The following is a 26093-nucleotide window of genomic DNA, read 5'->3' as shown; positions in this document are numbered from 1 at the left end:
CCGAAGCCGCCTAGCGTCTGCGTGTGACCCGCATCGACGCCCCCGCCGGTACCGACGACCAGCACGGCAGCCGCCGAGACCTGTACGCCGTCGTGGCCGCCGCCCTGCTCGTGGTGGCCGCCGTGCTGATCGGCCGGCACCTCGAACACACCTGGCACAACCTGCACGTCGGCTGGCCGCCCCTCTACGCCGACTGGCTGCCCCACGTCGGCCCCGGCACCCCCGCGGCGCTCGCGTTCGGCGCCGCCGTCGTGGCGTACGGCCCGTCACTCGCGGCCCGGCTGCGCTGGCCCGTCCTGCTCGGCGCGTCCTGGGCGACGTCGACCGCGTGGATCCTGAGCCTGGCCCTCATCGACGGATGGCACCGCGGCATCGCCCGCCGCCTCACCACCAAGTACGAGTACTTGCAGGTCATCGACCGCTTCCACGACATTCCGGCCACCCTGCGGGACTACACGCACCACATTCTCATCGACTCCCCCGACCACTGGCCCCCGCACACCGCGGGCCACCCCCCGGCCGCGCCGCTCACCTTCGTCCTGCTCGACCGGATCGGGCTCGGGGGCGGCGGATGGGCGGGCCTGTGGTGCATCGTCGTCGGAGCGACGGCCTGCGTGGCGGTACTGGTCACTCTCCGGGCGCTGGCCTCCGAGGAAGGGGCGAGGCGAGCGGCGCCGTTCCTGGTCCTGGCACCGGCCGCGGTCTGGATGGGCGCCTCCGCCGACGGCTACTTCGCGGCCGTCGCCGCCTGGGCGGTGGCCCTGCTCGCCCTCGCGGTGAGCGGCCGCACCGTGGGGTGGGCGGCGGGCTCGGGCCTCCTGTTCGGCCTGGTCTGCTACCTCTCGTACGGGCTCACCCTGTTCGCCGTCATCGGCGCGGTGGTGCTGTTCCTCGGGCGGCACCGCGTACGGGAGCGTCCGGTGCTCCTTGCCCTGCTGCTCGCCGGACTCGTCGTGGTCCCGGCGGTGTTCACGCTCGCCGGGTTCGACTGGTGGGAGGCCTACCACCTCCTCGTCACCCGCTACTACCAGGGCGCGGGAGGGGTCCGCCCCTACGGCTACTGGGTCTGGGCCAACCTGGCGTGCACCGTACTGATCGCGGGCCCGGCCACGGTCGCGGGGCTGCGCAGGGCCGTCGGCCAGCTCCGCCCACGCGCACTTTCCCGGCCCCCGACGCCCCGTGCCCGCCTGGCCCTCCTCACGACAAGCGCGCTGCTGGCTCTGCTCGTCGCCGACCTGTCCGGCATGAGCAAGGCGGAGACCGAACGCATCTGGCTGCCCTTCGCCATGTGGCTGCTTGCCGGTGCGGCGTTCCTTCCCCGGCCGCGGGCCTGGCTCATCGCACAGGCGGCACTGGCGCTGGTCGTCAACCATCTGCTGCTCACCGGGTGGTGACGACCGACCCGAGTCGGCCGACGGGCCGGAGCCGGTGATCGAGCCGGCGCCGGCGTCCGGGCCGGAGTGTTCCCGTCGTGCAGCTGCCGTGCCCCGCCCTCGGCCGGGCGGGGCACGACGGACAAACGGACCGCCCGTCCGCGATTCAACGCTTGCGGGCCACACCGCAATACGCGACGTCCGCGGCCTCTTCGACGGGCTGCATGTCGTCAGGGCGCCAGTCCGACGTGGCGACGACGCCGGGGTCCACGAGGTCCAGGCCCGTGAAGTAGGCCGCGATCTCCTCCGGCGAGCGCAGGTGGTAGGTGTTGGCCGACTGCGCGTTGTAAGCGGTCACGGCGGCGTTCAGCGCGTCGTTGGTGTTGATCCCGTCGCTCAGGGCCACGTAACTCCCGGCGGGCAGCGCCTCCAAGTACGTGGCGACCAGTTCCGCGGGCCGGTCGGCGTCCGACAGTTGCCCCATGATGCCCAGCAGGGTCAGGGCCACCGGCCGGCTGAAGTCCAGGGTGTCCGCCGCCTCGGCCAGGATGCGTTCCGGGTTCCGCACATCCTCCGAGATGTACGCGCACGCCCCCTCCGGACTGCTCGTCAGCAGCGCACGGGCGTGGGCCAGAACCAGCGGGTCGTTGTCGACGTAAACGATCCTGCTGTCCGGCGCGCTGCGCTGGGCCACCTCGTGGGTGTTGTCCGCGGTGGGCAGTCCGGTGCCGATGTCCAGGAACTGCCTGATGCCTGCCTCGGCCGTGAGGAAGCGCACGGCACGCGTGAGAAAGGCTCGCTGCAGCCGGGCCACGGCCGCGAATTCCGGAAAGGTCGACAGGATGGCGTCGCCGACCTCACTGTCCACCGGGTAGTTGTCCTTGCCGCCCAGCAGATAGTTCCAGACCCGGGCCGAGTGCGGCCGGTCCGTCTGCATCCTGCTCTTCAGATCAGCGTTCACATCATCCATGGGCATAGCTTCACATGGAGCAAGGGGCGGTGTGGTCAACTCGGGTGCGTTCCCTGACGAGTCCTGCGTGTTGGGTTCAATGGTGCGTTCAATGGCCGCACCCGGCGCGGTGTCGGTGTTCAGTGTGCTGCTGTGGTGACGCGCTCGCGGAGAAGGGCGAGCTTCTCGGCCGCGCCGGTGTCCGGAGCGGCCCAGTTCAACACGAGGTGCAGGTCGGCGCGTTCGATGGTCATGATGTCGCAGTCGAGGACGATCGCGCCGAGCTCGGGGTGGACGACCGTCTTGTGTGAACGCCCGATCGGCAGGGTTTCGTAGCGGGTCCAGAGATCGGCGAAGCGCCGGTCGGACTCCCGCAGCCCGTTGATCAGCTCGGTGACGGCGCGGTCGTCGGGGTACCGGTCGGCGGCCCGGCGATCCCGAACCCCAAACACCCTGATCCCCGACCCGTTGCCCGCCTCGTCCCGCGGGCGGGCGTCCAGCGGGGGCTTTCCGGAGCGGCAGATCAGCAAGCGGTCCGTGCTGGGGTCCAGCGCGTGTACGGCCGCGCGGGCGAACCCCAAACCCGGCGTGGCCGCCCCCGGCGGCGTTCAAGGAATAGATCCATCCCACGACGATGCGGACGCCGCCGTGCGACTCGGAGCGTGTGCGTCGGCCGGCATCAGACGACTGCGAGCCCAGTCGTGCAGGCTGCCACGAGGTCGTTGCTCATGACCGTCAGAGCGGTGTGGGAGTCTCCGGGCATGAGCTATGACCTTGCTGTCTGGGAAGGCGAGAGGCCGGCGTCTGACAAGACCGCCGGCCAGGTCTTCAGCGATTTGTACGCCCGCTACATCGACAGGGAAGCGAAAGAGCCTCCGTCCGAACGCATCGCGGCGTACGTCGCCGTACTGCTGGAACGGTGGTGTGACCTCACCGAGGACGACGAGGACACCTCGCCATGGTCGACAGGCCCGCTGATCGACGAAGCCCGTGGGCCACTGATCTACTTTCCCATGCGCTTCAGCATGGCTGAGGAAGCGTCGGCCTATGCGGCGGCCGTGGCGGAAACCATGGGGCTGGTCTGCTTCGACGTGCAGCAGGACCGACTCAGGCCGTGAGCGAGGCGTTCAGACATCGGTAGCCAATCAAGGTCGCAGCTGCGCGTCCGACAAGCTTCACGCCGACAAGGTGGACGACTGGCCCTTGTCGGCATTGCCGCAGCTCCTGTCGACACTCCCTCGCCTCCGCGCAGAGGTGCGAGGTCAGTCTGTCAGCGGGGTCTGCGGGTCCGGTCGGGATAGCGCCTCGGACAGCGGCAGCCCGTCCCTCGCGGCAAGGGTCCGACGGGCTCGCAGTTCAGCGCGTGTCCGTGGGCGGAACTTGGGTTCCTTGCCACAACCGCACACCGACAGCCCTTCGTAGCGCAGCCCTTCACCCAACACGGCAGCCACCACAGACCAACTGCGGACATCACGCCTAGGCGGCGGCGCGAAATCGTGACCAGCGCAAATGAGAGGTTGAGAACAGTTCGGGCACACATGCTCCCGCTGTGGATAGGCATGCTGCTTGAAGCTGACACGGCACGAGATGCACGCGTAATGCAGCTTGTAGTAGGTCATGGCGTAGAAGCACACCGGGTCACCGTACCGAGCAGTCCTGCAAGCGGACCACCTGTTTCCGAGGTGGACCACACGCGCAACCAGCCAGCGCAGAGGCTACCTAGCGGGCGGCAGGAGGGCACCCCCTCTGTGGCGGGGCACCCTCCCGTTCCAGACGGTGTGCAGGTGCTCAGTCCTGGATCTCGACCCAGTACGGGTCGCGGTCGTACAGGATGCGGTCGCTGAAGAGGTACCACCTCAACAGGGCGCCGGCGGAACGGTTCTGGCTGCGGTCCAGGGCGCGCACCGAGAATGCCCAGTCGACGCTGGCTGCTCCTTCATTGGTGACGGAGAAGGGGTACTCGTCACAGTCGAGCGTGCTCGTGTCATAGGGCGGCAACCCCCAGTCGCCTTCGTAGGGCGGTCGGCGATTGCAGGCGTTGTCCTTCATGTTCTCGTTGAGCGTGTCGATGATGCCGCCGTCAGGGACGCGGGTCAGACCTCGGCCATCGCGTGTGCCGGTGTACTTGCCAGGGATGTCCTTGGTCTCGTCCAGTTCGACGGGGTAGGTGCGGGTGGGATCGTCCTGAGCGAAGCGGATGTGCCGGGCGACGGCTTCGACGCGTGTGTCGCTGATCTTGTAGATGAGGTGCGGGACGACGTTGTAGTTGACGCAGGCTCTCGGGTAGTCGACGCCGAAGTTGGCGAAGTACTTCGCCGAGTCGCAGCGGATCTGCCAGCTGTCGGTGCGTCCTTCGGGGCCTTTGTACTCGTCGTCCTCGCCACCGCCGAAGCGGAAGAACCAGTTGTGGAAGAGGACCTTGTCCACGGCGGTGCTGGCTTCTTCGTGGGAGTAGATGTCCCAGTACAGCCACTCGTCGTGGAAGTCCCACTGGTCCCAGGTGTGCTCGACGCCGCTGCCGGTGGCCTGGCAGTAGTCGTAGCCGTCCGCACAGTCGGAGAGGATGTACATGTGCAGGTCGGGAGCTGTGAACCAGCGGTCCCACGGGTCCCAGTCGTCGTAGGAGACCGAGCCTTCCTCGACGCGCAGGTAGGTGCGGATGCCGCGCTGGGTACCGCTGCCGACGGCGACGGCCTGCGCGATGAAGGAGTTGGTGCCTTCGTATTCCATCTGCCCGTTGCTCTTGACCTCCCAGTAGCGCAGCCCGATCCGCATCCGGTGGCACCACACCCACCGGTTGAACGTGAGCCCGCCGGGCTGGTTGACCGCGTTACGGCCCAGGCACGTCTGGCCGTCCTGCGGTGGGGTGTCGCCCCAGGAGGTCGGCGGTGCGGCCGTGGCGGCGGCGACCGCGCCGGCCTCGAGGGGGACCTTCGAAGTGTCTCCGTACTCGGGGGCGCTGCCCGCTCGGGTCGCGGTCTTGGCCAGTTTGGCGTTCGCCTGCGCTTCGGTGAGGGGCTTGCCCTTGACGGTTGTTCTCGCGGCGACGGTCCAGTCGGACCGGTCGAGGGTTCCCGCTGCCTTGAGGCTGTCGTAGCGGGCCTCGCTCATGACGACGGGTTCTGCGACATGACGCGAAGTCGCGGACGGACGGTCCGCACCGGCCGCGTTGGGTGCGGCAAGGACAGCCGATAAAAGCACCGTGGTCAGGGCAGAACCCGCGAGTCTGATCCGGGTTTTGGCTCTTTTCATGCGTACGTTCAACTCCGATCCTGGGTGGAGTATTTGGTACACGGTCGACACTGCCGATAAGTCATGAACACGTCAACACATGCAAACGTCGGAGCTCCGAAAATCCGGAGACACGCATGACCGGACATGGCGAGGCCGAGTCCGCCGGGCCTTCTACGGCTGCGGCCGACCGGTCGTCCGCTCCCCGCGCCGCGCCGCCGTACCCGCGGCATCACCGTCACGGCCCGCCGGTCAGGTAGCGGTGCAGCATCGCAACGATCACCTTCTCCAGGCGCGCTCGACCTCGACAAGGACAGAGGCCGCCCGGCGCAGGCCGCGCCTGCCAGGGCGAAAAGCGTGGTGCGGGGCGCTGACGGAAGCGGGTAGTGTCTCCGTCATGTTCTTCCAGACGTCGATTTACGGGTGAGAGCGTGACGGGCCTCTGCTGACGTCCTTCGACGTCGCCGCGCCCGTCCCCCACCGATGAATTCGTAAGTCACTTCACATCAGCCCGGGAGAATCCGTGAGCAAGAACATCAACAACCCCGTGGGCATGGGCGGCGGCCAGCGCAAGAGGCTGTCCCGCGCCGAGCGGCAGAACCACGGTCCGCACCGCAATCTCGACCGTCTGGGTGCCGCCGAGCAGAAGGCGGAACTGGTAAGCAAGATGCGGGAGAAGACGGGCGCGACAGGCGCAACTGCGGCAGTCGAGAGCGGCGAGCAGGCGGGCGACGGAGCCGCACAGAGCTGACGCACCTGCCGCCGCAGGCAGACTCCGCACGGGGCAGGGCCCGGACCGCGACGCGCGGCCCGGGCCCTGCTGCCGTACCGGGCCCGGCCGGTCCCGCGCAACCGGGTCTTCCCTCTGGCGGCCGAACGCCGAACGGCGTGCGGCCCCTCACGCGGCGAGCGGCGTCTCCAGTGCGGCGAGCAACCAGTCGTGCGCGCTGCCCGGCGTCGGCTCCGGGCGGCTGCCCTGCGGCGTGAGCAGCTCCGCCACCAGCTCCCAGTAACCGTCGAGCCGCGGGTCGACCGACAGCTGCCGGGCCAGTTCGCGGCGGAACGTGGGCGTGTCGTGGCGGCGGAGCACGCTCGCGTACGTCGCCACGAAGCAGTCGAGCGCGTCGCCCGTCCCGGGGTCCGCACCCGCGCGGATGCTCGGGGCGGCAAGATCGTAGGCCTCCGCGAGCCCGGCGTAGAGCAGGGCGGACTCCCGCGCGCCCGCCGCCCGGTGCGCCGCGGGCTGCGTGGGGCGGGCCGCCGGGCCGGCCGGGCACGGGCGCGTCACCAGGGCGCACAGCCGGGCGAAGGCGAGGACCTGCGCCGGTGTCGGGGCGTCGGGCAGGTGCGGCACCGTGGCGTCGAGGAAGGCGGCCCGTGCCTTCGACGGCATCCGCGGCGGCAGCCAGGCCCGCCAGAACCGGACCAGTGGCGCCGTGTTCGGCGGAGTGTCCAACGCGCCCACGAGCCGCAGCCGCTCCGCGCGCTCATGCGGGGCGCACTCCTGGATCAGCCGCAGAGCGGACTCCTGCCAGCGCAGCGCGCTGAGCCGTGAGCCGAGCGTGCGCAGCTGTTCCGTCACGGCGTCCTCCAACACCCCCTGCGCGCCCGCCTGTTCGTCGACGATGCGGCGCACCTCGGGGACGGGCAGGCCCAGTGTGCGCAGCGAGCGGATGAGTGCGAGCCGGTCCAGGGCGTCGGGGGCGTAGCGACGGTGCCCGCCGGCGCTGCGCGCACGCAGCGGCAGCAGGCCTTCGTCGGAGTAGAAGCGGACGGTCTTCACGGTGGTGCCGGCGCGTTCGGCGAGCTCGCCGATGGTCCAGAGACCGTCGGGCTTCGACGCCGCGCCGGACGCGGGCGCGGACCCGGGTCCGGACGCGGGTACGACACCTGGCCCTGACTCGGATGCGGGCTCGGCTTCGTACTCGGGCGACAGCGGCACTTGAACCTCCCTCAGAGGGAGTTCCTAATCTAACCGCCACCGCGGCGGACGCAGAGGCCGACCGCCGACGACGGAGTTTCGAGGAGTGTGGGGTATGGCGGAGTTCGTGCTGGTCGCTGGGGTGTTCACCGGCCCGCGGGTGTGGCGGGCCACAGCTGAGCGACTCACCGCCCGGGGTGCGAAGACGCACGTCGTGGACCTCGGCCCGGCGGCCGATCTGGAGACGCACATCGCCCGTGTGGTCGAGGTGGTCGACGCGATCGGCGCGGCAGGGGACGAGCGTGACGTCGTCCTGGTCGGGCACGACTACGGGGTGTACCCGGCGGTGGGCGCGGCCGACCGGCGCGCGGACCGGGTCGCGCGGATCGTCTACGTCGACACGGCTCCCGCGCGGGACGGAGTGCCGGCGCTGGCGGCCCTCGCCGACGCCGAGGCGCGCGAGCGGCTCGCCGCGGCCGGCGACACCACGGGTGAGCTGCCGCCGCCCGGGCGGGAGGAGTGGCAACGCTGGGGCAGCACGGCGGGCCTGTCCGGCGCGGACCTCGACCTGCTGACGACAGATGCCACGGCCCAGCCGCTCGGCACGCTGACGCAGCCGTTGCGGCTGACCGGCGGGGCGGATCTGCCTCCGGGCACCGGCGTGCTCTGCGCGGAGAGCGGCGCGACCATCGCCACCCTCCGCATGCTGGCGGGCTTCGGCGACCCGATGGTCACGGCCCTGGTCCGGCCCGACGTCACCTTCTTCGAACTGCCCACCGGACACTGGCCGATGCTGTCGTCCCCCGCGGAACTCGCGGACGTACTGCTCGCGGCCGCCGCGGGACAGGGAGTCTGCCTCATGACGCCGGAAGGAGAGGCTCCGGAGACGCCCAGTCATCAGCGCCCCTTCCTCTTCGACGTGCCGGAGATCCCCCGCGAACGTCGCGGCACGATCGATCTGTACGTGCCCGAGGCCGCGGGGTCGACGCCGCTGCCCGCGATCGTGTTCGTGCACGGCGGTCCGGTGCCCGCCGGGGCGGAGCCGACCCCGCGCGACTGGACGACGTTCGTCTCGTACGGGCGGTACGCGGCGGAGCAGGGCGTGATCGGCGTGACGCTCGACCACGGGCTGCACGATGTCGACGCCTATCCGGCGGCCTCCGCCGACCTGGCCGCCGCGGTGGCCGAGGTGCGTGCCGACCCTCGCGTCGACGCGGAACGGATCGCCCTGTGGTTCTTCTCCGGCAGCGGACCGATGACCGCCCCGTGGCTCGGCGAACCGCCCTCGTGGCTGCGCTGCCTGGCCGCCTGCTACCCGATGATGGCGCCGCTGCCCGGCTGGGGCGTGGACGACCCACGTTTCCGGCCCGCCGAGGTGGTGGCGCGCGGCGGTACGCCGCCGTTCGTCCTCGTCCGGGCGGGCCTGGAGACCTCCGCGGTCGCGGCGACGGTGGCCGACTTCGTCGCGGCGGCCGAGGCGGGCGGCGCCCCGGTCGAGATACTCGACGTGCCCGACGGACACCACGGTTTCGAGGGCCTCGACCACACCGACCACGCGCGTACGGCCGTCCGGGAGGCGATGCGGCGGGTGCTGGAACGGCTCGGGGCCCGATGACCGCTCACCGGCTTCAGGCGGCTGCTCCCGGACGTCCGGCCCTGGCCGTGTCCCGGAGCAGCGCCGTGGTCACGTAGTCCGCGCTGCGGGACGGTGCCGGGTACTGGAGATGGGCGAGGCGTGTCTGTTCCTGGCGCATGTACATGAACGATTCGAGGATGTACCCGACGAGCAGGACGAGCACCGCGATGATCATGATCGAGGCGGCCAGGACGGCGGTGGGGATGCGGGGCACCACTCCCTCGCGGGCGAACTCCAGGACCACGGGCAGGCCGAGGGCCAGGGAGACCACGGCGAGCAGGCCCGCGATGACGGAGTGGAACAGGGCCGGGCGCTGGCGGCGGGCGAGACCCAGAATGAGTCTGAGGATGCGCCAGCCGTCGCGATAGGTGCGCAGCTTGCTGGCGCTGCCGGTCGGGCGGTCCTTGAACCCGACCTCGATCTCGGCGCTGGGCAGGCGCAGGCTGAGCGCGTGGACCGTCATCTCGGTCTCTGTCTCGAACTCCCGCGACAGGGCGGGGAAGGACTTGATGAAGCGGCGGGAGAAGACTCGGTAGCCGCTGAGCATGTCGCTGACGTCGTTGCCGAACAGCGAGCGCACCGCTCCGGTCAGCACCTTGTTGCCGACCTCGTGGCCTGCCCGGTAGGCGGTGTCCACGGTCTGCCGGCGGGCACCGACCACCTGGTCGTAGGGGCCGGCGAAGAGCAGGTCGACCATTTCCCGGGCGCGTGAGGCGTCGTAGGTGTCGTCGCCGTCGACGATCAGGAGCGCGTCGGCCTCGACGTCCGCGAAGGCGCGGCGGATGACGTTGCCCTTGCCCTTGCGGGATTCGCGGCGCACGATCGCTCCGGCTTTGAGCGCCTCGGCGACGGTGCCGTCCGTGGACGCGTTGTCGTACACGTAGATGACCGCCTCGGGCAGAGCCGCGCGCAGGTCGTGGACGACCTTGGCTATCGCCGTCTCCTCGTTGTAGCAGGGCACGACACAGGCGACCGTCGGGCTCATGGGCGGGGTTCCCTTCGCTTACGATGGATCATTGCCGATTATGGCCGATTTGCCCCTTTTCTTCGACTTCACTTAGGTGCGTAGAGTGCTGCCTCGGGCGACGTGGGACCTGCGGGTTCCGGAATGGACGCGGAAGATCTGGCGGGAGGCCGCGGCCTTCGGCGTGGTCGGCGCCGTCGCCTTCGTGGTCGAGTTCGTCGCGTTCAACGTCCTGATCTCCGGCACGCCACTCTCGCGCGGCGGGGTGCTGCACTCTGCGCCCGTCGCCGCGTCGGCACTGGCCACAGCGCTCGCGATGGCGGTGAGCTGGCTCGGCAACCGGCACTGGACCTACCGTGCGCACAAGCGCGCCGTGACCCGGCGCGAGGTGGCCTGGTTCATCGCCATCAACCTGGCGGGGCTCGCCATCACCGCCGCACCGCTCTACGTCGCACACGATCTGCTCGGCCTCGACTCACCGTGGACCGACAACGCGGCCCGCCTCATCGGCTGGGCGGCGGCGACGGTGCTGCGGTTCGCCGTGTACCGCACACTCGTCTTCGCCGGGCCGGGCCACGAGGGGGGCATCTCCGAGCCGGGCCCCGGGCGGCAGCCGGTCGGGGCGGGCTCCGGCCGACGGCCCCGGACGGGGCGGCCAGGGTGGCCGTGGGGCCCGTGGCCGTGGTGGCTGGCGGCCGTCGCCGTGGTCTGCGGCTACGGCGTGGCCACCGTCTTCCACCCGGGGTACCTCAGCCCGGACAGCGCGGACCAGCTCCAGCAGGCGCTGCGGGAACGGCCCGTCACCGACTGGCACCCACCCGCGATGGCGCTGCTGTGGCGGGCGCTGATCCATGTCACCGGTGCCATGTCCGCGATGGGGGCGCTGCAGGTGGCGGTCCTGTGGGGAGCACTGTGGGTGATCGCGGTGACGGTGTGGCGCAAGACCGGCAGCCGAGGTCTCTCACTCGCCGTCCTGGCCATCGGTCTCGCACCGCACATCATCAACCTCACGGGTGTGGTGTGGAAGGACGTCCACATGGCGTACGCGCTGCTCGCGGCCTGCGCCGTCGCGCTCGCCGCGCGTGAGCTGCCGGAAGGCGGGCGCGGCGGCGCCCGCTGGGCGCTGGTCGCGCTCGGTGTGGTCTTCCTCGCCTACGCCATGATCGTCCGCAAGAACGGAGTGCTCGCCGTCGCCCCGGTCTTCGTGCTGCTGGTGCTCGCGACGTGGCCCGCGCCGCGCGGCCGCCGCCGCTGGCTCGCCGCCACCTTCCTGTTCCTCGCGGTCACCGTGGGCGGAAGTGTCGCGGTGTCCGCGGCCACCGCGCCAGTGTCCACCCGCCAGTACGCGCAGATCCCCCTGGACGACCTCGTCCACGTCCTCACCCCGGAGCAGGTGCGCGCCGCCGCCCGCCAGGCCGGTGCGGGCCCCGCCCTCGCGGACCGGTTGGTCACCACCGCCGAGACGTGCCGGAACCGGGGTGTCGCCAGCGACGCCTACTTCCGCTGCTACCCGCGCGAGCCGTCCCTCGGGCCCACGGAGCTCGGACGCCATGCCTCTCCGCTCGTCCGGATGTGGGTCCAGCAGATGCCCAGGCACTGGGCCGGCTATGCGGAGTACCGGCTGCGGGTCTTCTCCGCATTGCTCTTCCAGGGCAACCAGGCATTCCAGAACGGCACCACCTCCGCTGCCCAGGACATCCCCGCGGTCGCGAGCGCCCCGGTCAATGAAGAGCTCAGATCCGTGCTGCGGAACTACGTGACCGGGTTCGTCCGCGACGTCCCCGTCCTCTTCCAGGGCTGGTTCTGGCTGGCCCTCTCCCTGGTGCTCGCGCTGCGCCGTCGTCGGCCCGGCCCCTACACCAGGGAGATTCGGCTGCTCGGGGCCAGTGGCGCCCTGTACGTCCTCGCCTACCTGCCCACAGCACCCGAGGCCAACTACCGCTACGTGTACTGGCCCGCGCTGGCCACAACCCTCGCGCTCCTGCTTGCCCTGGCCGAATTCCTCACGAGACGCGACGGAGTTCGGTCAGGGTCCACCGCGAGCGAAGGGGGATGAAATCGTGCTCAGGCGACTTGGCGTCCCATCTTCGCCGACCTCCGGTTGTGCCCCTTCGTGTCCCACCACTCTTCGAGGTGGGCACGGACGAGATGCACGAGCTGGTGCAACCGGTCGGGAGAGGGCGCGGGCGAGGTGAGCACATCGGCCCAGGACTTGTCGTCCCAGGGCAGAGCAACCACCCAGCGCTCGTCCGGATGGTCCTGACGTCTCACACACAGCTGGTACGTCAATGTCGCCGTACGGTCCGTATGGTGCTCGACCGACAGCCGCGCGACATCGAACCGCACTCCGTCAGCGGTCACGTATGAGCCGCTCAGTGCCTGCTCGGCTGGTGTTTGTTCTGCCATGGCCGAAACACCTTTCTGTCGGGCACCGTTTCTGGTCCTGCCTTCTCGGTCAGACGACCGCTGCCGCGGCCGGGCTCTCGGAGGACCGCGCGGCACGGCGCTTGTCGGCGCGCAGCGCGACAGCGGTGGCCACGGCGCCGAGACCCTCCCACAGACCGACCCCGATGAACCCCAAGGGGGCGCGGTCGCCGAGTACGGCCACGGTGAACACCGTGCAGGTCAGCAGACGGAACGGGACGGTCCAGCGGAAGAACGCGGTCCAGTCGCTCGCGGCGGCGAGCACGTAGTAGACGCCCATGTTCAGCGCGGCCATGGACGAGGCCGTAAGGAAGACCACCGTGTGGTCGCCGTCGCCGCGGCCGCCGTCCGGCGCGGCCGCGAAGCCCATCATCGTGATCAGAGCGCCGGGAGAGATCAGGCCCACGATGCCCATCACGGCGGCGAGCACACCGAACACGGCCATGGTCCAGCCGGCCGACGACCGGGGCCAAAGCTTGAGCTTCACTGACTTCCCCTGTCGTAGGGTTCGGCGGATCATCCGCTGAACCCTACGACAGAAGCGTCGAGTTGACCCTTGACCTCTCCCGGTACCAGTCGCTCAGGTGGTCGGGAGTGACCGCCTGCAGAGGTTGGCGCCGCCGGGACGGTCGCGTTCGCGCAGCACGATCCGGCGCAGGTTGTCCTGGCCGACGACGGCGAGATTGCGGCCGAAGTTCTCGCGCAGGCCGGCGGCGACGGAGGACTTGCCCGAGGCGCTGTTGCCGCGGAGGACGACCAGGCGTGTGTCGTCGGTCCCCACGGCACGTCGTACGCGTGCGGTCGGTGGAGCGCTCGGACGCCCGTTCGGTACGTCGGCCCGTTCGGTACGTCGCAGGTGGGCTTGCGAGGTAGCGTCCTGGTCATGGACTCTCAAACGACTCTCGCGCGCGCTCAGCGCCTCAAGCAACTCCACGCCGACTACAAGCCGCTCGTGCTGCCGACCGTCTGGGACGTCTGGTCCGCACGGACGGCAGCGGGTGCCGGGTTCCCCGCGCTGACGATCGGCAGCCACCCGCTCGCGGACTCCCGTGGCGCCGACGACCACGAGGGACAGACCTTCCAGGAAGTACTCGACGCCGTCCGGCCGATCATCGCGGCAGTCGACGTTCCCGTCTCCGTGGACCTGGAGGCCGGATACGGGCAGAAGCCCGCGGATCTCATCGCGGGACTCATCGAGGTCGGCGGTGTCGGACTCAACGTCGAGGACACCGTGCACTCGCAGGACGGACGCGTGCGCAGCACCCAGGAGCACGCCGAGTACGTGGCCGGGCTGCGCGCGGCAGCGGACGAGGCGGGGATTCCGGTCTGGATCAACGGGCGTACCGACCTCTTCCTGCACGCGAAGGACGCCCACGGCGTTCTCGACGAGGCGATCGAGCGGCTGCGTGCCCTGGAGCAGGCCGGTGCCGACAGCGTCTACCCGGTGGGGATCCAGGACGACGACGACCTGCTCACCGCGGTGACCGGCGCCGTCTCCCTTCCTGTGAACTCCACGGCCCATCCGGTCAAGCATGACCTGGCGCGTTTCCGCCGCCTCGGCGTCGGCCGGATCACTTACGGCCCGCTGCTGCAGTTCGCCATGGCGGACGCGATGAAGGACATGCTCGGACCGTGGGCCCCCTGAGGGCTGGTGTCATGCCCCGCCGGCGTCCAGCATCTCCTCTCGTTCCACGATCTTGACGCGTTCGCGGCCCTGGGGTTCGCCCAGGGCCCGTTCGGCGGCGTCGAGCTTGTACCAGCCGTCCCAGGTGGTGTACCGGACGCCGTGCTCGCCGAGGAACGCCTCGACGGCCTCGGGGTCGGGGGAGGCGGGGGCGGGCAGCCGGCCGTTCTCGAAGTCCTGCAGGAGGTTGGCGACGGTCTCGTTGGCGTCGCCCTTGGTGTGGCCGATCAGGCCGATCGGGCCGCGCCGGATCCAGCCGGTGACGTAGGTGGAGGGCAGGTGCTCGCCGTTCTCCTGGATCACGCGGCCGCCCTCGTCGGGGACGGTGCCGGTGGCGACGTCCCAGGGCAGCTTGGGCAGCTCGTCGGAGAGGTAGCCGACCGCGCGGTAGACGGCGGTGACGTCCCAGTCGGTGAAGTTCCCGGTGCCCTTGACGTTGCCGGTGCCGTCCAGCTCGGTGCGCTCGGTGCGCAGCGCGGTGACCTTGCCGTCCGCGCCGACGATCTCGGTGGGCGACTCGAAGAAGTGCAGGAACAGCTTGTGCGGGCGCTCGCCGATGTCGCGGATCGCCCAGTTCTCCAGGGTCTTGGCGACCATGTCGGCCTGCTTGTTGGCGCGGCGGGTGGCGATCGAGCCCTCGTCGTAGTCGATGTCCTCGGGGTTGACGATGACCTCGATGGTGGGCGAGTGGTCCAGCTCGCGCAGCTCCATCGGGCTGAACTTGGCCTGCGCGGGGCCGCGGCGGCCGAAGACGTGGATCTCGCGCGCCTTGTTGGCCTTGAGGCCCTCGTGCACGTTCGGCGGGATCTCGGTGGGCAGGAGTTCCTCGGCGGTCTTGGCGAGGATGCGGGCGACGTCGAGGGCGACGTTGCCGACGCCGAGGACGGCGACCTTCTCCGCGTCCAGCGGCCAGGTGCGGGGCACGTCCGGGTGGCCGTCGTACCAGGACACGAAGTCCGCCGCACCGTAGGAACCGTCGAGGTCGGTGCCCGGGACGGACAGCGCGCGGTCGGCGGTGGCGCCGGTGGCGAAGACGACCGCGTCGTAGAAGGTGCGCAGGTCGTCGAGGCTGATGTCGGTCGGATAGACGACGTTGCCGAAGAGGCGGATCTGCGGCTTGTCCAGGATCTGGTGCAGCGCGCTGATGATCGCCTTGATACGGGGGTGGTCGGGAGCCACGCCGTAGCGGATCAGGCCGAACGGGGCGGGCATGCGCTCGAAGATGTCGACGGACACCCCCGGGACGGCGGCGGCCCGGGACTTCAGCAGAGCGTCGGCGGCGTAGATCCCGGCCGGGCCGGAACCGACGATCGCGACGCGAAGAGGGCGGGGTGTCACCTGGACTCCTTCGAGACGTGGCGCATGTGGGGGGTGTCGGCGACGAGGACCGCGGAGACACGTCCTGACGCGCTCCGCAGAGCGAGGGTGTCTCCTTCGCAGGGAGGCGTCCGTGCCGGAGCGGGCGATGAGGTCGCCGGGTTCATGATCTTGCTGTTCAGCACCGCGTCGTAGAACCTGGCGTGCGCCTTCGGCACCGTCAGGTCGAAGCGCAGCGTCATCGGCGCGGAGGCGGCGGTCCGGTCCCGGCCCTGCGGGCGGCGCCGGTCGGGCACCCAGTTGCGTCCGTCGGCGGGCAGCGCCGTGCGCGCGTCCGCCGGTATCAGGGTGCAGGTGACGTCACCGATGCCGGAGACGATCACGTGGCCTTGCGCGGAGCGCGTGACGGTGGCGCCCACCGCCAGCGCCGCGTCCTGAGCGGCGCCGACGTCGTCGCAGGTGACCGCGATGTCCGCGATGCGGTCCTCCTGGGGGCCGCGGGCGCGGCGGGTCGCCCAGCCCGAGGTGACGACCACGCGGACGTCGCCGCGTCGCAGCAGCACCGAGCTGCGGTCCACCTCGACGGAGTCGGCCACGCGGACGAACCCGAACTCGCGCACCAGGCGCCGGATGACGGGGGTCTTGTCCCGTACGTAGACCTCGATGTGCGATACGTCGTGCGCCGTCATGTGTGTCGCGCTCCTTCCACTCGGTGGTCTCCTCGGGGTGCCGCTCCCCCGCTCAGGACCGCACGGGGCCGGACCTGTTCCGCGGCGAAGAGGCGTTCGCGTTCCAGCTCGGTGTCCGTCACGTCGATCAGGCCGGTGGTCCGGCGCAGGAGGGGCGGCGCCATGACCGAGGTGACGAGCGCCACGAGCACGATGACGGTGTACGAGGCCGTGGTGAGCACTCCGATGCCGAGGCCGACCGAGGCCAGGACGATCTCCACCACCCCGCGCGCGTTCAGTCCCGCCCCGACGGCCAGTGACTCGTTGCGGTCGGCGCCGCTCAGCCGCGCCCCCGCGTAACCGCCGACGAGCTTCACGCCGACCGCGACGACGAGCGTGAGCAGGGCCGCTCCGAGGACCGGCAGGTGCGCGAGCGCCGTGACATCGGCCTGGAGGCCCGCCGTGGCCAGGAACAGCGGGGCGAGCACGGCCATGACGAAGGTGCGGGCCAGGTTCAGGAACCGCCGTCCCGCCGCCCCGGAACTGCCCACGACGATGCCGCACAGGAACGCGCCGAGGATGGGTTCCATGCCGAGCGCGTGGGTTCCCGCAGCGGCCAGGACGAGGAGGGTGACCACGCCGGCGACGCCCACGCCCTCGGCGTTCTGCGACTTCTCGGCCCGGCGCAGCAGCCGGACGGTCACCGGGCGCACCACCACCACGGTCAGCACGAGGATCAGCAGCAGGCACGCTGCCGTCCTGGCGACCGTGCCCGCCCGGAACCCGGCAGTCGCCGTCGCGGACACCACCGACAGCAGGAACCAGCCGACGATGTCGCTGACGGCCGCCGCGCCGATGATGAGCTGTCCGACGTCGCGGTGCATGAGTTTCATGTCGAGCAGCGTCTTGGCGATGACCGGCAGGGCGCTCACGGCGACGGCCACGCCGACGAACAACGCGAAGACGGTGCGGCTGCCGTGCTCGCCGCGCAGCGCGTCCGGGAGGACGAAGCCCAGGCCCGCGCCGGCCGCCAGGGGCAGCAGAACGCTTCCCGCGCTCACCCAGCCGATGGCGGCCCGCTTGCGGTGCAGCAGGGGCAGGTCGATGTGGGCGCCGGCGATGCCCACCAGCAGGAGGGCGCCCAGCTGGCCCACGCCGAGCAGCATGTGGGTGGCGCCGGAGTCCGCGGGGAACAGCCGGTGCGAGAGCCCCGGGCCGAGGTGACCGAGGACCGACGGGCCCACCACGACGCCCGCGGCCAGTTCGCCCACCACCGACGGCAGGCCGCACCGTGCGGCGATGCGGGCCAGCGCGGTGGCGAGGGCCAGCAGGACCCCGATCTGGACGAGCAGGACCAGCAGTTGGTCGTGCGGGATCGCCGTCACTGTGGCGGCGGCGTGAGGCGGCATACCGTTCCCTTTCATGGGCCGTTGACCGTCGGCCGGTTTGCGCTACGCGATGCCCGCGTAGTCGCGGACCGGGAACGGGTAGCCGCGCCGGGAGGTCTGGACGAAACGGTTGTGGCCGTAGGTGTCCCGGCCGGAGACGAGCACGTTGCCGAAGTGCTCGAGGGAGGCGCTGCCGCCGAACTCCTGGAGCGTGGTCGAGTGCGGGTAGACCTGGACCGACGTCGGCAGGTAGCGGCCGGCGAAACCGAGCCGCATCTGCTTGGTGAGCCCGGCGTGCGGGTGCGAGGCGTGCATCAGGGTGGACCAGAAGATGACGAACTGGCCCTGTCGCATCACCTGGGAGACGGCGGCGGACTCGTCGGGCCGCCAGTTCGGGTCCTTCTGGAGCTGCCGGTAGTCGTAGCCGAAGAAGCCGCGGCGTACGCCTTCCTTCTCGCGCTGGTTGATGGCGGCCGGGTCGTACTCCATCGTCTTGGACTCGTCGTAGTTCATGGTGCGGTGCGAACCCGGGATGAACTGGAGGCAGCCCGTCTCCTCGGTGGCCGGGGTGAAGGCGGTCCACACGGTGACGGTGCCGCCGAAGTCGGCGTCCTCGGGCCAGACGATCTGGGGGTGCTTGGAGCCCGCCACGTTGGAGAAGTTGTCGGCCTGGTGCCAGTCGGTGCCCTCGTCGCCGGGGTACTTCGGGAAGAACTCGCTGCGCCAGCACATCGTGTCGGGGCCGAGGATGGAGGAGACCCGGTCGACGATCTCCGGGCGGGTGATGTGCGAGGACAGGAAGTCGATGTCCAGGTGCCGGTCGTAGTTGGAGAGGTTGGTGACGCCGGAGGAGCCGTCGTCCGCGCTGTAGGCGGCCAGGTCGGTGTCGAGCAGGTCGGCGCGGAGCAGGCGCAGGTGCTGCTCCATCTCGTCCTCGTCGTAGAGGTCGAAGGGGCCCAGGTAGCCCTGGCGGTGGAACTGCTCCAGTTCGGCCTGTGTCAGGGAGAAGTCCGAGGAGAAGTCCGAGGACTGCGGGTTCATCGGTGGCTCCAGGTGTCGGTGGGCGGGACCAGTTCGCGCAGGTCGGCGGCGATCACGTCGGCGATGTGCGGCAGGGACTCTTTGATGAAGAAGTGGCTGCCCGGCAGGACGGTCTGGCGGAAGGCGCCGCCGGTCTCCATGCCCCACTTCGCCATGCGGGCCGGGGAGGCGGGTCCGTCCTCGGCTCCGGAGAAGGCGCGGATGGGCATCGGCAGGGCGGGCCGGGCGCGGTAGGGCCAGGTCGCCACCACCGTGAGGTCGGCGCGCAGGGTGGGCAGCAGCAGGTCGAGGAGGTCGGGGTCGTCGAGGACGTTCTGCGCGGTGCCGCCGAGGTCGCGCAGGTAGGCGACGAGCTGCTCGTCGGACTCGTTCCAGGCCGGTACCTCGCGTTGCAGGTAAGGGCCTGGGCTCGCGGCGACGAACAGTCCGGCGGGCAGGGGCAGCCCCTGGGCGCGCAGCGCGTGGGTGAGGTTGTAGGAGACCTGGGCGCCCATGCTGTAGCCGAAGAAGGCGTACGGCAGGTCCAGGTGCGGGCCGAGCGCCTCGACGAGGGCGTCCACCAGCGGCCCCATCCGGTCGTAGGGGCGCTCGGCGATCCGGTTCTCCCGACCGGGCAGCAGCACGGCCTCGACGGAGACGTCGGCGGGCACGAGGTCGGGCAGGTCCCGGAACATGCCGGGTCCGCTGCCCGCGCAGTGCAGGCAGAGCAGCCGGCAGCGCGGTGCGGCGCCGCTCGGGTTCAGCTGCCTGACCCAGGGGTTGCGGCGGCGTGTGGCGGTCATCGGGGCTGTCCCGCGGGGGCGGGGAGCAGCCCGGCGGAGAACTCGTCGAGCAGCGTTCCGGGTGGATCGGTGAAGGTGTAGTGCTCGCCTTCGAGGACGACGAAGTCAGTATCGCCGCAGCGGTCCCAGCCGCCCATCGTGGAGTGGGGCACCTCGAAGTCGCCGCTCCAGCCGATGGCGGTGAGCGGCACGGGCAGGCGCGGCGGGTCGGGGGCGTGGTAGCGCTTGTTGGCCTCGATGTCCTCGCGCAGGATGGAGAGGGTGAAGTCGATCAGACTCGGCACCGGCTCAGCTCCGAGCCTGACCATCAACTCCTCCAGCTCTGTGCGCAGTTCGTCGTCGCTCAGACGCAGGAACCGTCCGCGCGGGCCGTCCTGCGGGGCGACCTGTGAGGAGAGGAAGAGTCGGGCCGGGTGCGGGGGGTCACGTTCGACGAGGCGTACGGCGGTCTCGTACGCGGCGAGGGCGGCGCCGCAGTGCCCGAACAGGCCGTAGGGGCGGTCCAGGTAGGGCGCGAGGCCCTCGGCCAGGTCGTCGGCGAGTTCCTGGTACGTCGCGTGCGGCCGTTCCCGGATCCGGTTCTCGCGGCCGGGCAGCTGCACGGGGCAGATCTCGACGTCGTCCGCAACGAAGCGCGGCCAGCGCCGGTACATGCTCGCTCCGCAGCCGGAGTACGGGACGCAGAACAGCCGGGCCCGCGCGTCCGGGGACGGTTCCCGCAGCAGCCACGGCGTCGGGGCGTGGGCGTGGTCCGGTGGACTCGGCATCGTGGTCATCTCCGTGTCTCGGTTCGGCACGTCAGTAGCCGACGGGTCCGCGCCGGGCGCGTACACGTGCGGTGATCGGCAGGTGGGTGTATCCGTGGACGAAGGCGGAGTAGAGCCTGCGCGGCTCGCCCGCCACCTCGAAGTCCTCGAAGCGGCTGAGGAGTTCGGCGAAGAGCAGGCGCAGGGTGACCTTCGCGACGGTGTGGCCGACGCAGAAGTGGGCTCCGGCGCCGAAGGTGATGTGGCGGTTGGGGCGGCGCCGGATGTCGAAGGTGAAGGGGTCGGTGAAGACCTCTTCGTCGAAGTTCGCCGAGTTCAGCCAGGTGACCAGGGCATCGCCCCGGCCGATGCGCACACCGCGCAGGGTCGTGTCCCGGGTGGCGTAGCGCAGGAAGTGCCCGGCGGGCGAGGACCAGCGCAGGGCTTCCTCGGTGCCGCGGACGGTCAGTTCGGGATGCGCCGCCCAGTCCTCGAACACGCCGGTGTGTGTCTGGGTCGCGAGGACGCTGCTCGCCACGTGTCCTGTCGTCACGTTGGCGCCGAGCAGCAGGCTGTAGCAGTTGGACATCACCTCGCCCGCTGACATGGTGCGGCCGCCGAGGTCCAGGGTCAGCAGGAAGCTGAGCAGGTCGTCGCCGAGCGCCTTCTCCCGTTCGTGGGCGAGGTCCTGGAAGTAGGCGAAGAGTTCGCGGTGCGCCCGCTCCAGGGTGGCCGACGGCCCGTCGGGGAGCATCAGCTGGGGGTCCTGCGGCGCGACGCAGGCGCTGGTGAAGTCGGTGAGCGGCGCCCAGTCCGCCTCGGGTATGCCCATCAGGACGCCGGTGACGGCCATCGGCAGGAGCGTCATCGCCTGCGCGAAGTCGAAGACGCCGCCGTCGGCGAGCGGTGCGACGACGCGCAGGACGGTGGCGCGGATCCGCTCGCGGTGGGCGTCCACCGACTTCATCGACAGGGCGCGCTGCAGCGGCTCGCGCATCCGGGCATGGCGCGGCGGGTCGGTGACGGCCATCTGTTTGCCGCCGGCCGGGTCCTCCGTGCCGAGCATGTGCAGGAGGTTGCCGCGCTCGGAGGTGAACACCCTGTGGTCACGCAGGACGCGGTCGCAGTCGCGGTACTTCGTGAGCGACCAGTAGGACTGCCCGGATGCGGTGGTGCGCCGGTCGACGGGGCGGTGGCGGCGCAGTGCGTGCCAGAGCGCGTGGGCCTCGCGGCCGTCGTCGGTGTGCACGGCCGGGTCGGCCGGGTCGAGGCGCCCCGCGCGGGCCGGGCAGCCGGTCAGCACGGCGGGCGGTGCGGTCACCGGCCGAGCCCTTCGCCGAGCCCTTGGGCGAACTCGGCGACGGTCGGGCTCAGGTAGAACTGCCGCGCCGGTACGTCGATGGCGTGGGTCCGCTTGAGGGTGGCGAGCACCTCGGCGACGTTCAGGGAGTGGCCGCCGAGGTCGAAGAAGTTGTCGTCGACGCCGATCGGCTCGATCTCCAGGACCGAGCCCCACAGGTCGGTGAGGCGGCGCTCCAGCTCCGTGCGCGGGGCCACGAACGGGGTGCGGACGGTGCGGGGGCCGCGGGTGAGCGCGGGCAGCCGTCCGCGGTCCACCTTGCCGTTGGGCTTCAGCGGCAGTGCGGCGCTGACCAGGACGGCCCAGGGCACCAGGTACGGGGGCAGGGTGGCGCGCAGCCGCTCGCGCAGCACGGTGCCGATGTCCTGGCCGTCGTCCTCCCCCGTGCCGGGGGCGGGCACCACGTAGGCGAGGAGCCGTTTGCCTCCGGAGCCGTCCGCCTGGGCGATCACGACGGCGTCGCGCACCTCGGGGAACCTGTTCAGTTCGGCGGCGACCTGTCCGGGCTCGACGCGGTAGCCGCGGATCTTGATCTGTTCGTCGACGCGTCCCAGGAACTCGAGGTCGCCGTGGGTGTTCCAGCGGGCCAGGTCGCCGGTGCGGTACATGCGGGCGCCAGGTGTCCCGGAGAAGGTGTCGGGGACGAAGCGTTCGGCGGTGGCGCCGGGGCGGCTTGCGTAGCCCTCGGCGAGGCCGTCACCGGCCGCGTACAGCTCGCCGCGCACTCCGGGCGGTACCGGGCGCAGCAGGCTGTCCAGGACGGCGACGCGGGTGCCGGTGACGGGGCCTCCGATGGGGACGGTGCCGGTGCCGGGCAGTTCACGGCCGGTCCAGCAGGTCGTGAACGTCGTGTTCTCGGTGGGTCCGTAGGCGTGGGTGAACGTGAGCGCCGGGTGGGCGTCGAGGAGGCGCCGCAGGTGGTCGGGGGACATGACCTCGCCGCCCGCCATGAGGTGCCGCAGTCCGGCGAAGGCGTCCAGGTGGTTGCTGACGAGCTGGTGGAAGAGGCCGGTCGTCAGGAACAGGACGCTGACCCGTTCGCGGCGCAGCACGTCGCCGAGCTGTCCGACCTCCAGGGCGCCGTCCGGGGCGACGGCGAGGCGGCAGCCGTGCACGAGCGGCGCCCAGATCTCCAGGGTCGAGGCGTCGAAGGCGACCGGCGCCAGTTGCAGGAAGACATCCTCGGGCGCGACGGTCATCCAGTTCGGGTCGCGCACGAGGCGGGAGACGGCGCGGTGCGGGACGCTCACGCCGCGCGGTTCGCCGGTGGATCCGGAGGTGAAGCTGATGTAGGCCGTGGAGTCCGGGTCCTGCGCGGCCGGATCCGCCGGCGGCACCGGTCGGCCGGTGGCCGGGGCGGCGGGGTCGACGACGGTGTGCCCCTCCGGGACGCGCAGGCCGTCCTCCGCGACGACGAGGTGCACCACGGCGCCCCGGAGGAGCCGCGCGTGCCGCTCTGCGGGGTCCCCCGGGTCGAGGACCATGTAGGCCGCGCCCGTCTTGAGGACGGCGAGGAGGGTGACGACGAGCTCCGGGGAGCGGCGCTGGAGCACACCGGCCACCCGTCGCGGGCCCAGGCCTGCGGCGCGCAGAATCCCGGCGAGCCGGTCGGCGCGGGCGTCGAGCTCCCCGTACGTCAGGACCTCGTCGCCGCGGCTGACGGCCGGGGCGTCGGGTGTCCCGGCGGCCCGTTCGGCGATCAGTTCGTGCACGCAGCGCGGTGCGGGAGCGGTCGGGGCGCCGGTGCCGAGGGCCGCGAGGCCCTGCCTGTGGGGATCGGGCACCAGGTCGAGCGCCGAGACCGCGCGGCGCGGGTGGTGGATTCCGCACGCGACGGCGGCGCGCACCTCGGCCTCGATGCCCGGGGCGGCGCTGCCGTACATGAGGAGCGTCGCGTCCCATCCGTCGTGCACGAGCGCGTGGTCGGCGAACAGCCCGTCCTCCGACTCCTCGGCGTCCTCCTCCTCGGGGAGCGCGTCCAGGGCCTCGGCCGCGCGGCGCACCAGGTCGGAGAAGCCGGGGTCGTCGCCGAGGGCGATGCTGACGGTCCCGGCGCGGACGGCGCCGTCACCGGGGACGCGGCAGTGGACCGGTATGTCGTCCTGGCCGGTGTGCCGGTGCACCACCGCCGCGAAAGAGGCGAGAGTCTGCGGCACCGACGCGGTCCGCAGCGCGTCCGTGGCGCTCATCAATTCGGTCATGGCCGTCCTTGTCGAGGGAGATGAGGGCGATGAGGGCTGGGTCAGGGCCGGTGCGGGGTGAACTCGACCGGCAGGGACGTCACTCCGTAGAAGGAGGTGATGTCGGGGAACCAGGTGACGGCGTCACGGTCGCTCACCCGGTAGTCCGGAACACGTGTCAACACCTCTTCGAGGATGACCGTGAAGAGGGCGCGCACCAGCGAGGCGCCCAGGCAGTAGTGCGAGCCCGCCCCGAAGGCCAGGTGGCCCGAGGTGTCGCGGTCGAGGTCGACGGTGGCCGCGTCGGGGAAGACCGTCTCGTCGCGGTTGGCCGAGGCCCAGCTGACGAAGACGCGGTCGCCGGGGCGCAGGGTGCGTCCGCCGAGGTCGGTGTCCTCGGCGGCGGTGCGGCTGGTGCCCTGCACGGGTGACATCCAGCGGGCGTACTCGTCCGCCGCCTTCGGGATGAGTGACGGGTCGGCGATGAGGCGTTCCTTGAGGCCGGGGTGGTCGGCGAGGTGCAGGAGGGCCGTCGCGGTGAGCGAGGAGACGGGGTCGATGCCGAGGAGGATGAGGTACAGCATCGCGAGGATGTCCTCGTCGGAGAGCGGCTCGCCCTCGACGGTGGCGTCCAGGAGGTGCGGGAAGAGGCTGCGGTCGTCGGCGGCGGTGCCGTACTCCTGGCGTACGTCCAGCTCCTCCATCAGCGCCATCGTGATGCTCTGCGCGTGGGCACGGGCGCCGGGCAGGTCGTGCGGCGCGGCGAGGAGCGCCTGCTGCACGAGCGAGTCGATCTCGAACCAGCGCTCGTCCGGCAGTCCCAGGTCCCGCATGGTGACGATGCCCGGCACCCGCAGGGTCAGCGCGGTGACGAGGTCGCAGGCGCCCTCGCGCACGACGGCGTCCAGGCTCTCCCGGGCCAGTTGCCGCAGTTCCGGCATCCGCGCGCGTACCGAGGCGGGCGCGTAGAACGACGAAAGGAGTCTGCGGTACCTGAGGTTGCGCGGCGGGTCCGCCTCCAGCGGGACGAGCCGGCCGGTCTGTCCGAGCGGCGGGATCGTCACACCCTGGATCGTGCCGTCGGGCCGCACGTGTCCGGTGCGGAACTCCGGTGCGCGTCCCGCGCGGGACACTTCCGCGTGCCGCGCGGCGACGAAGTAGCCGTCCCAGGCGCGGCTCCAGGACATGGGGCACTGGGAGCGCAGGCGCGCATAGGTGGGGAAGGGGTCCTCGGCCAGGGCCGGGTCGTGGCTGTCGAAGTCGTCCCCGTCGAGCCTGTCGGGTCTGTCGCTTCGTGTTCCGTCGTGCGCGGGCCTCGACGAGTCCTGCACGTCCACCTCTTCCCGCCTCTCCGTGGGGGTTGGTCGCCAGGGGTCCGTCTCCCGCGTCGGGGCAGCGACGGCGTCGCGCGGTGTGGGCGAACGCTCGGGGAGACGGACCCCTGGACGTGTTGCGCGGCCTCGAAGGGCGCGCGGGACCGGCCGGTCAGGTCCGGCCGGCCTCGAAGGGCCCGTGGGGCCGGCCGGTCAGGTCCAGCTGACGACGGTCCGCTCGTCGGTGTGGCCCATGATGAAGGAGACCGTCGTGCGGTTGCCGGTGTTGGCGTCCACGGCGTGCACGAAGGCGCCGTTGAAGGCGTAGATGTCGCCCTCGCGGATGTCGAGGCGCAGTTCGTCGAAGTCCGCCAGGTCCTCGGCCGTGTACGGCAGTCCTGTCAGCTCGATGCCGAGCGAGCGCCGTGTCCGGTCGTCGGGCCGGATGTTCCAGACGACGAGGCGTCCGCCGGCGGTGTGCTCGATGCACATGTTCACCGCGCAGATGTCGTGCTCCAGGACGCGCTGGATCTCGAAGCCGGCTTGGCGCGGGTCCTTGCACTGGGCCTCGTCCTCGTGCGGGTCGAGGGAGAAGTCGCCTTCCTTGTCCCAGGCGCGGATCAGCGCGGCGCACGCCGAGCGGCCGTCCATCCGCGCCACCCGGAGCGACGCGCCGTGCGGTCGCAGCGCCTCGTTCACGCCGTCGCGGAACACGTGCCAGGGCGAGTCGGGGGCGTCGATGACCTTGCCGACGTGCTCGGCGACCTCGGCGGACTCGTCGAGATACGTGTCGGCGGACTTGTTCCAGTGGTAGGCACCGACATAGTGGGAGGGCTCGCCCTCGCGGTGCTGGCGGGCCGGGCTGGCCCAGAAGCGGTCGGTCAGGTCCTTGCGCGCCGAGGGGGGTATGACGTCCCGGAAGATGACGCCGAGCCTGCGGCCGTGCAGGACGTCGAGGACGAGCCCGTAGTCGAGTTCGCCGCGCTCCTCGAAGCGGAAGAACTCCTTGTCGGCCTGGTGTCCGCTCAGTCGTACTGTGCTCTGCTGCATCGGGTTTCCTCTTTCACACGTACACAAGTGCTGTTCGCGGGAGAGCCGGGGCCACGCGGGGCGCGC

The 26093-nt window shown here is 71.1% G+C and carries 23 protein-coding genes and 1 pseudogene; 6 read left to right on the top strand and 18 right to left on the bottom strand.

The annotated features are described in order from the left end of the window. The first annotated feature begins 23 nt into the window (after positions 1-23). Positions 24-1394, top strand: coding sequence for a hypothetical protein (locus tag N5I75_RS37585; RefSeq protein WP_476684696.1), 1371 nt, complete (start codon positions 24-26; stop codon positions 1392-1394). A gap of 145 nt (positions 1395-1539) precedes the next feature. Here the strand turns inward: N5I75_RS37585 and N5I75_RS37580 are convergent, their stop codons facing one another. Both N5I75_RS37580 and N5I75_RS37575 read right to left on the bottom strand, forming a co-directional pair. Then, positions 1540-2343, bottom strand: coding sequence for an SAM-dependent methyltransferase (locus N5I75_RS37580; protein WP_476684695.1), 804 nt, complete (start codon positions 2341-2343; stop codon positions 1540-1542). A 119-nt stretch (positions 2344-2462) separates the two neighbouring features. Then, entirely contained in the window at positions 2463-2774 is a 312-nt protein-coding gene (locus N5I75_RS37575; protein ID WP_476684694.1) for an MmyB family transcriptional regulator, read from the bottom strand. Between the two features lie 309 nt (positions 2775-3083). On the opposite strand from N5I75_RS37575, the gene N5I75_RS37570 reads away from it, so the two are divergent. Next, positions 3084-3440 carry a hypothetical protein gene (locus N5I75_RS37570; protein ID WP_476684693.1) on the top strand — a complete coding sequence of 119 codons (357 nt, stop codon included), beginning with the start codon at positions 3084-3086 and terminating at the stop codon, positions 3438-3440. A gap of 670 nt (positions 3441-4110) precedes the next feature. On the opposite strand, the gene N5I75_RS37565 is transcribed toward N5I75_RS37570, so the two are convergent. Further along, positions 4111-5433 carry a NucA/NucB deoxyribonuclease domain-containing protein gene (locus N5I75_RS37565; protein WP_476684692.1) on the bottom strand — a complete coding sequence of 441 codons (1323 nt, stop codon included), beginning with the start codon at positions 5431-5433 and terminating at the stop codon, positions 4111-4113. Positions 5434-6076: 643 nt separating this feature from the next. Between N5I75_RS37565 and N5I75_RS37560 the strand changes: the two genes are divergently transcribed. Then, positions 6077-6304, top strand: coding sequence for a DUF6243 family protein (locus N5I75_RS37560; protein ID WP_476684691.1), 228 nt, complete (start codon positions 6077-6079; stop codon positions 6302-6304). A gap of 147 nt (positions 6305-6451) precedes the next feature. Here the strand turns inward: N5I75_RS37560 and N5I75_RS37555 are convergent, their stop codons facing one another. After that, complete coding sequence (locus N5I75_RS37555; RefSeq protein WP_476684936.1) at positions 6452-7369, bottom strand: helix-turn-helix domain-containing protein; 918 nt, start codon at positions 7367-7369, stop codon at positions 6452-6454. Between the two features lie 220 nt (positions 7370-7589). On the opposite strand from N5I75_RS37555, the gene N5I75_RS37550 reads away from it, so the two are divergent. Beyond that, entirely contained in the window at positions 7590-9089 is a 1500-nt protein-coding gene (locus N5I75_RS37550) for an alpha/beta fold hydrolase (protein ID WP_476684690.1), read from the top strand. 13 nt (positions 9090-9102) lie between these two features. On the opposite strand, the gene N5I75_RS37545 is transcribed toward N5I75_RS37550, so the two are convergent. Then, positions 9103-10095, bottom strand: a complete 993-nt coding sequence (locus N5I75_RS37545; RefSeq protein WP_476684689.1) for a glycosyltransferase family 2 protein — start codon at positions 10093-10095, stop codon at positions 9103-9105. A gap of 85 nt (positions 10096-10180) precedes the next feature. Here N5I75_RS37545 and N5I75_RS37540 point away from each other — a divergent pair, with 85 nt between their 5' ends. Next, entirely contained in the window at positions 10181-12130 is a 1950-nt protein-coding gene (locus tag N5I75_RS37540) for a GtrA family protein (RefSeq protein ID WP_476684688.1), read from the top strand. Between the two features lie 8 nt (positions 12131-12138). On the opposite strand, the gene N5I75_RS37535 is transcribed toward N5I75_RS37540, so the two are convergent. From N5I75_RS37535 to N5I75_RS37525, 3 genes and pseudogenes are all read right to left on the bottom strand, one after another. Next, positions 12139-12480, bottom strand: a complete 342-nt coding sequence (locus N5I75_RS37535; protein ID WP_476684687.1) for a hypothetical protein — start codon at positions 12478-12480, stop codon at positions 12139-12141. Positions 12481-12529: 49 nt separating this feature from the next. Further along, the gene (locus N5I75_RS37530; protein WP_476684934.1) at positions 12530-12943 is read right to left on the bottom strand and encodes a hypothetical protein; all 414 of its coding nucleotides are present in this window, start codon (positions 12941-12943) and stop codon (positions 12530-12532) included. A gap of 162 nt (positions 12944-13105) precedes the next feature. Beyond that, positions 13106-13279, bottom strand: a pseudogene (locus tag N5I75_RS37525) (kinase); the annotation flags it as partial. Between the two features lie 102 nt (positions 13280-13381). Between N5I75_RS37525 and N5I75_RS37520 the strand changes: the two are divergent. Then, positions 13382-14143 (top strand): isocitrate lyase/PEP mutase family protein, encoded by a 762-nt coding sequence (locus N5I75_RS37520; RefSeq protein WP_476684686.1) that lies wholly within the window; start codon positions 13382-13384, stop codon positions 14141-14143. Positions 14144-14152: 9 nt separating this feature from the next. Here the strand turns inward: N5I75_RS37520 and N5I75_RS37515 are convergent, their stop codons facing one another. From N5I75_RS37515 to N5I75_RS37470, 10 genes are all read right to left on the bottom strand, one after another. Continuing rightward, entirely contained in the window at positions 14153-15520 is a 1368-nt protein-coding gene (locus N5I75_RS37515; RefSeq protein ID WP_476684685.1) for an FAD-dependent oxidoreductase, read from the bottom strand. Beyond that, on the bottom strand, positions 15517-16188 hold the full coding sequence (locus tag N5I75_RS37510; protein ID WP_476684684.1) for a hypothetical protein: 672 nt from the start codon (positions 16186-16188) through the stop codon (positions 15517-15519). Before N5I75_RS37510 ends, N5I75_RS37515 begins: the two co-directional genes overlap by 4 nt. Further along, complete coding sequence (locus tag N5I75_RS37505; RefSeq protein ID WP_476684683.1) at positions 16185-17576, bottom strand: cation:proton antiporter; 1392 nt, start codon at positions 17574-17576, stop codon at positions 16185-16187. The genes N5I75_RS37510 and N5I75_RS37505 overlap by 4 nt, the downstream gene beginning before the upstream one ends. Positions 17577-17618: 42 nt before the next feature. After that, a complete protein-coding gene (locus N5I75_RS37500) occupies positions 17619-18596 on the bottom strand; it encodes a chlorinating enzyme (protein WP_476684682.1) in 978 nt (325 codons plus the stop codon). Further along, positions 18593-19378 carry a thioesterase II family protein gene (locus tag N5I75_RS37495; RefSeq protein WP_476684681.1) on the bottom strand — a complete coding sequence of 262 codons (786 nt, stop codon included), beginning with the start codon at positions 19376-19378 and terminating at the stop codon, positions 18593-18595. The genes N5I75_RS37500 and N5I75_RS37495 overlap by 4 nt, the downstream gene beginning before the upstream one ends. Further along, positions 19375-20145 carry a thioesterase II family protein gene (locus tag N5I75_RS37490; protein WP_476684680.1) on the bottom strand — a complete coding sequence of 257 codons (771 nt, stop codon included), beginning with the start codon at positions 20143-20145 and terminating at the stop codon, positions 19375-19377. The genes N5I75_RS37495 and N5I75_RS37490 overlap by 4 nt, the downstream gene beginning before the upstream one ends. A gap of 31 nt (positions 20146-20176) precedes the next feature. Beyond that, positions 20177-21445, bottom strand: coding sequence for a cytochrome P450 (locus N5I75_RS37485; RefSeq protein ID WP_476684679.1), 1269 nt, complete (start codon positions 21443-21445; stop codon positions 20177-20179). Then, a complete protein-coding gene (locus tag N5I75_RS37480; protein WP_476684678.1) occupies positions 21442-23685 on the bottom strand; it encodes an amino acid adenylation domain-containing protein in 2244 nt (747 codons plus the stop codon). Before N5I75_RS37480 ends, N5I75_RS37485 begins: the two co-directional genes overlap by 4 nt. A 41-nt stretch (positions 23686-23726) precedes the next feature. Next, positions 23727-25001, bottom strand: a complete 1275-nt coding sequence (locus N5I75_RS37475) for a cytochrome P450 (RefSeq protein WP_476684677.1) — start codon at positions 24999-25001, stop codon at positions 23727-23729. Positions 25002-25190: 189 nt separating this feature from the next. Next, complete coding sequence (locus N5I75_RS37470; RefSeq protein ID WP_476684675.1) at positions 25191-26027, bottom strand: hypothetical protein; 837 nt, start codon at positions 26025-26027, stop codon at positions 25191-25193. Positions 26028-26093 lie beyond the last annotated feature (66 nt).

It is taken from the genome of Streptomyces sp. R818, from assembly GCF_056172735.1.
This window is presented reverse-complemented; position numbering and strand designations above follow the sequence as displayed.

Excerpts from the sequence above, each read along its gene's own strand:
- N5I75_RS37580 (WP_476684695.1), bottom strand. The coding sequence starts at position 2,343 with ATGGATGATGTGAACGCTGATCTGAAGAGCAGGATGCAGACGGACCGG.
- N5I75_RS37570 (WP_476684693.1), top strand. The coding sequence starts at position 3,084 with ATGAGCTATGACCTTGCTGTCTGGGAAGGCGAGAGGCCGGCGTCTGAC.
- N5I75_RS37565 (WP_476684692.1), bottom strand. The coding sequence starts at position 5,433 with ATGAGCGAGGCCCGCTACGACAGCCTCAAGGCAGCGGGAACCCTCGAC.
- N5I75_RS37550 (WP_476684690.1), top strand. The coding sequence starts at position 7,590 with ATGGCGGAGTTCGTGCTGGTCGCTGGGGTGTTCACCGGCCCGCGGGTG.
- N5I75_RS37545 (WP_476684689.1), bottom strand. The coding sequence starts at position 10,095 with ATGAGCCCGACGGTCGCCTGTGTCGTGCCCTGCTACAACGAGGAGACG.
- N5I75_RS37535 (WP_476684687.1), bottom strand. The coding sequence starts at position 12,480 with ATGGCAGAACAAACACCAGCCGAGCAGGCACTGAGCGGCTCATACGTG.
- N5I75_RS37530 (WP_476684934.1), bottom strand. The coding sequence starts at position 12,943 with ATGGCCGTGTTCGGTGTGCTCGCCGCCGTGATGGGCATCGTGGGCCTG.
- N5I75_RS37520 (WP_476684686.1), top strand. The coding sequence starts at position 13,382 with ATGGACTCTCAAACGACTCTCGCGCGCGCTCAGCGCCTCAAGCAACTC.
- N5I75_RS37510 (WP_476684684.1), bottom strand. The coding sequence starts at position 16,188 with ATGACGGCGCACGACGTATCGCACATCGAGGTCTACGTACGGGACAAG.
- N5I75_RS37505 (WP_476684683.1), bottom strand. The coding sequence starts at position 17,576 with ATGCCGCCTCACGCCGCCGCCACAGTGACGGCGATCCCGCACGACCAA.
- N5I75_RS37500 (WP_476684682.1), bottom strand. The coding sequence starts at position 18,596 with ATGAACCCGCAGTCCTCGGACTTCTCCTCGGACTTCTCCCTGACACAG.
- N5I75_RS37495 (WP_476684681.1), bottom strand. The coding sequence starts at position 19,378 with ATGACCGCCACACGCCGCCGCAACCCCTGGGTCAGGCAGCTGAACCCG.
- N5I75_RS37490 (WP_476684680.1), bottom strand. The coding sequence starts at position 20,145 with ATGCCGAGTCCACCGGACCACGCCCACGCCCCGACGCCGTGGCTGCTG.
- N5I75_RS37480 (WP_476684678.1), bottom strand. The coding sequence starts at position 23,685 with ATGACCGAATTGATGAGCGCCACGGACGCGCTGCGGACCGCGTCGGTG.
- N5I75_RS37470 (WP_476684675.1), bottom strand. The coding sequence starts at position 26,027 with ATGCAGCAGAGCACAGTACGACTGAGCGGACACCAGGCCGACAAGGAG.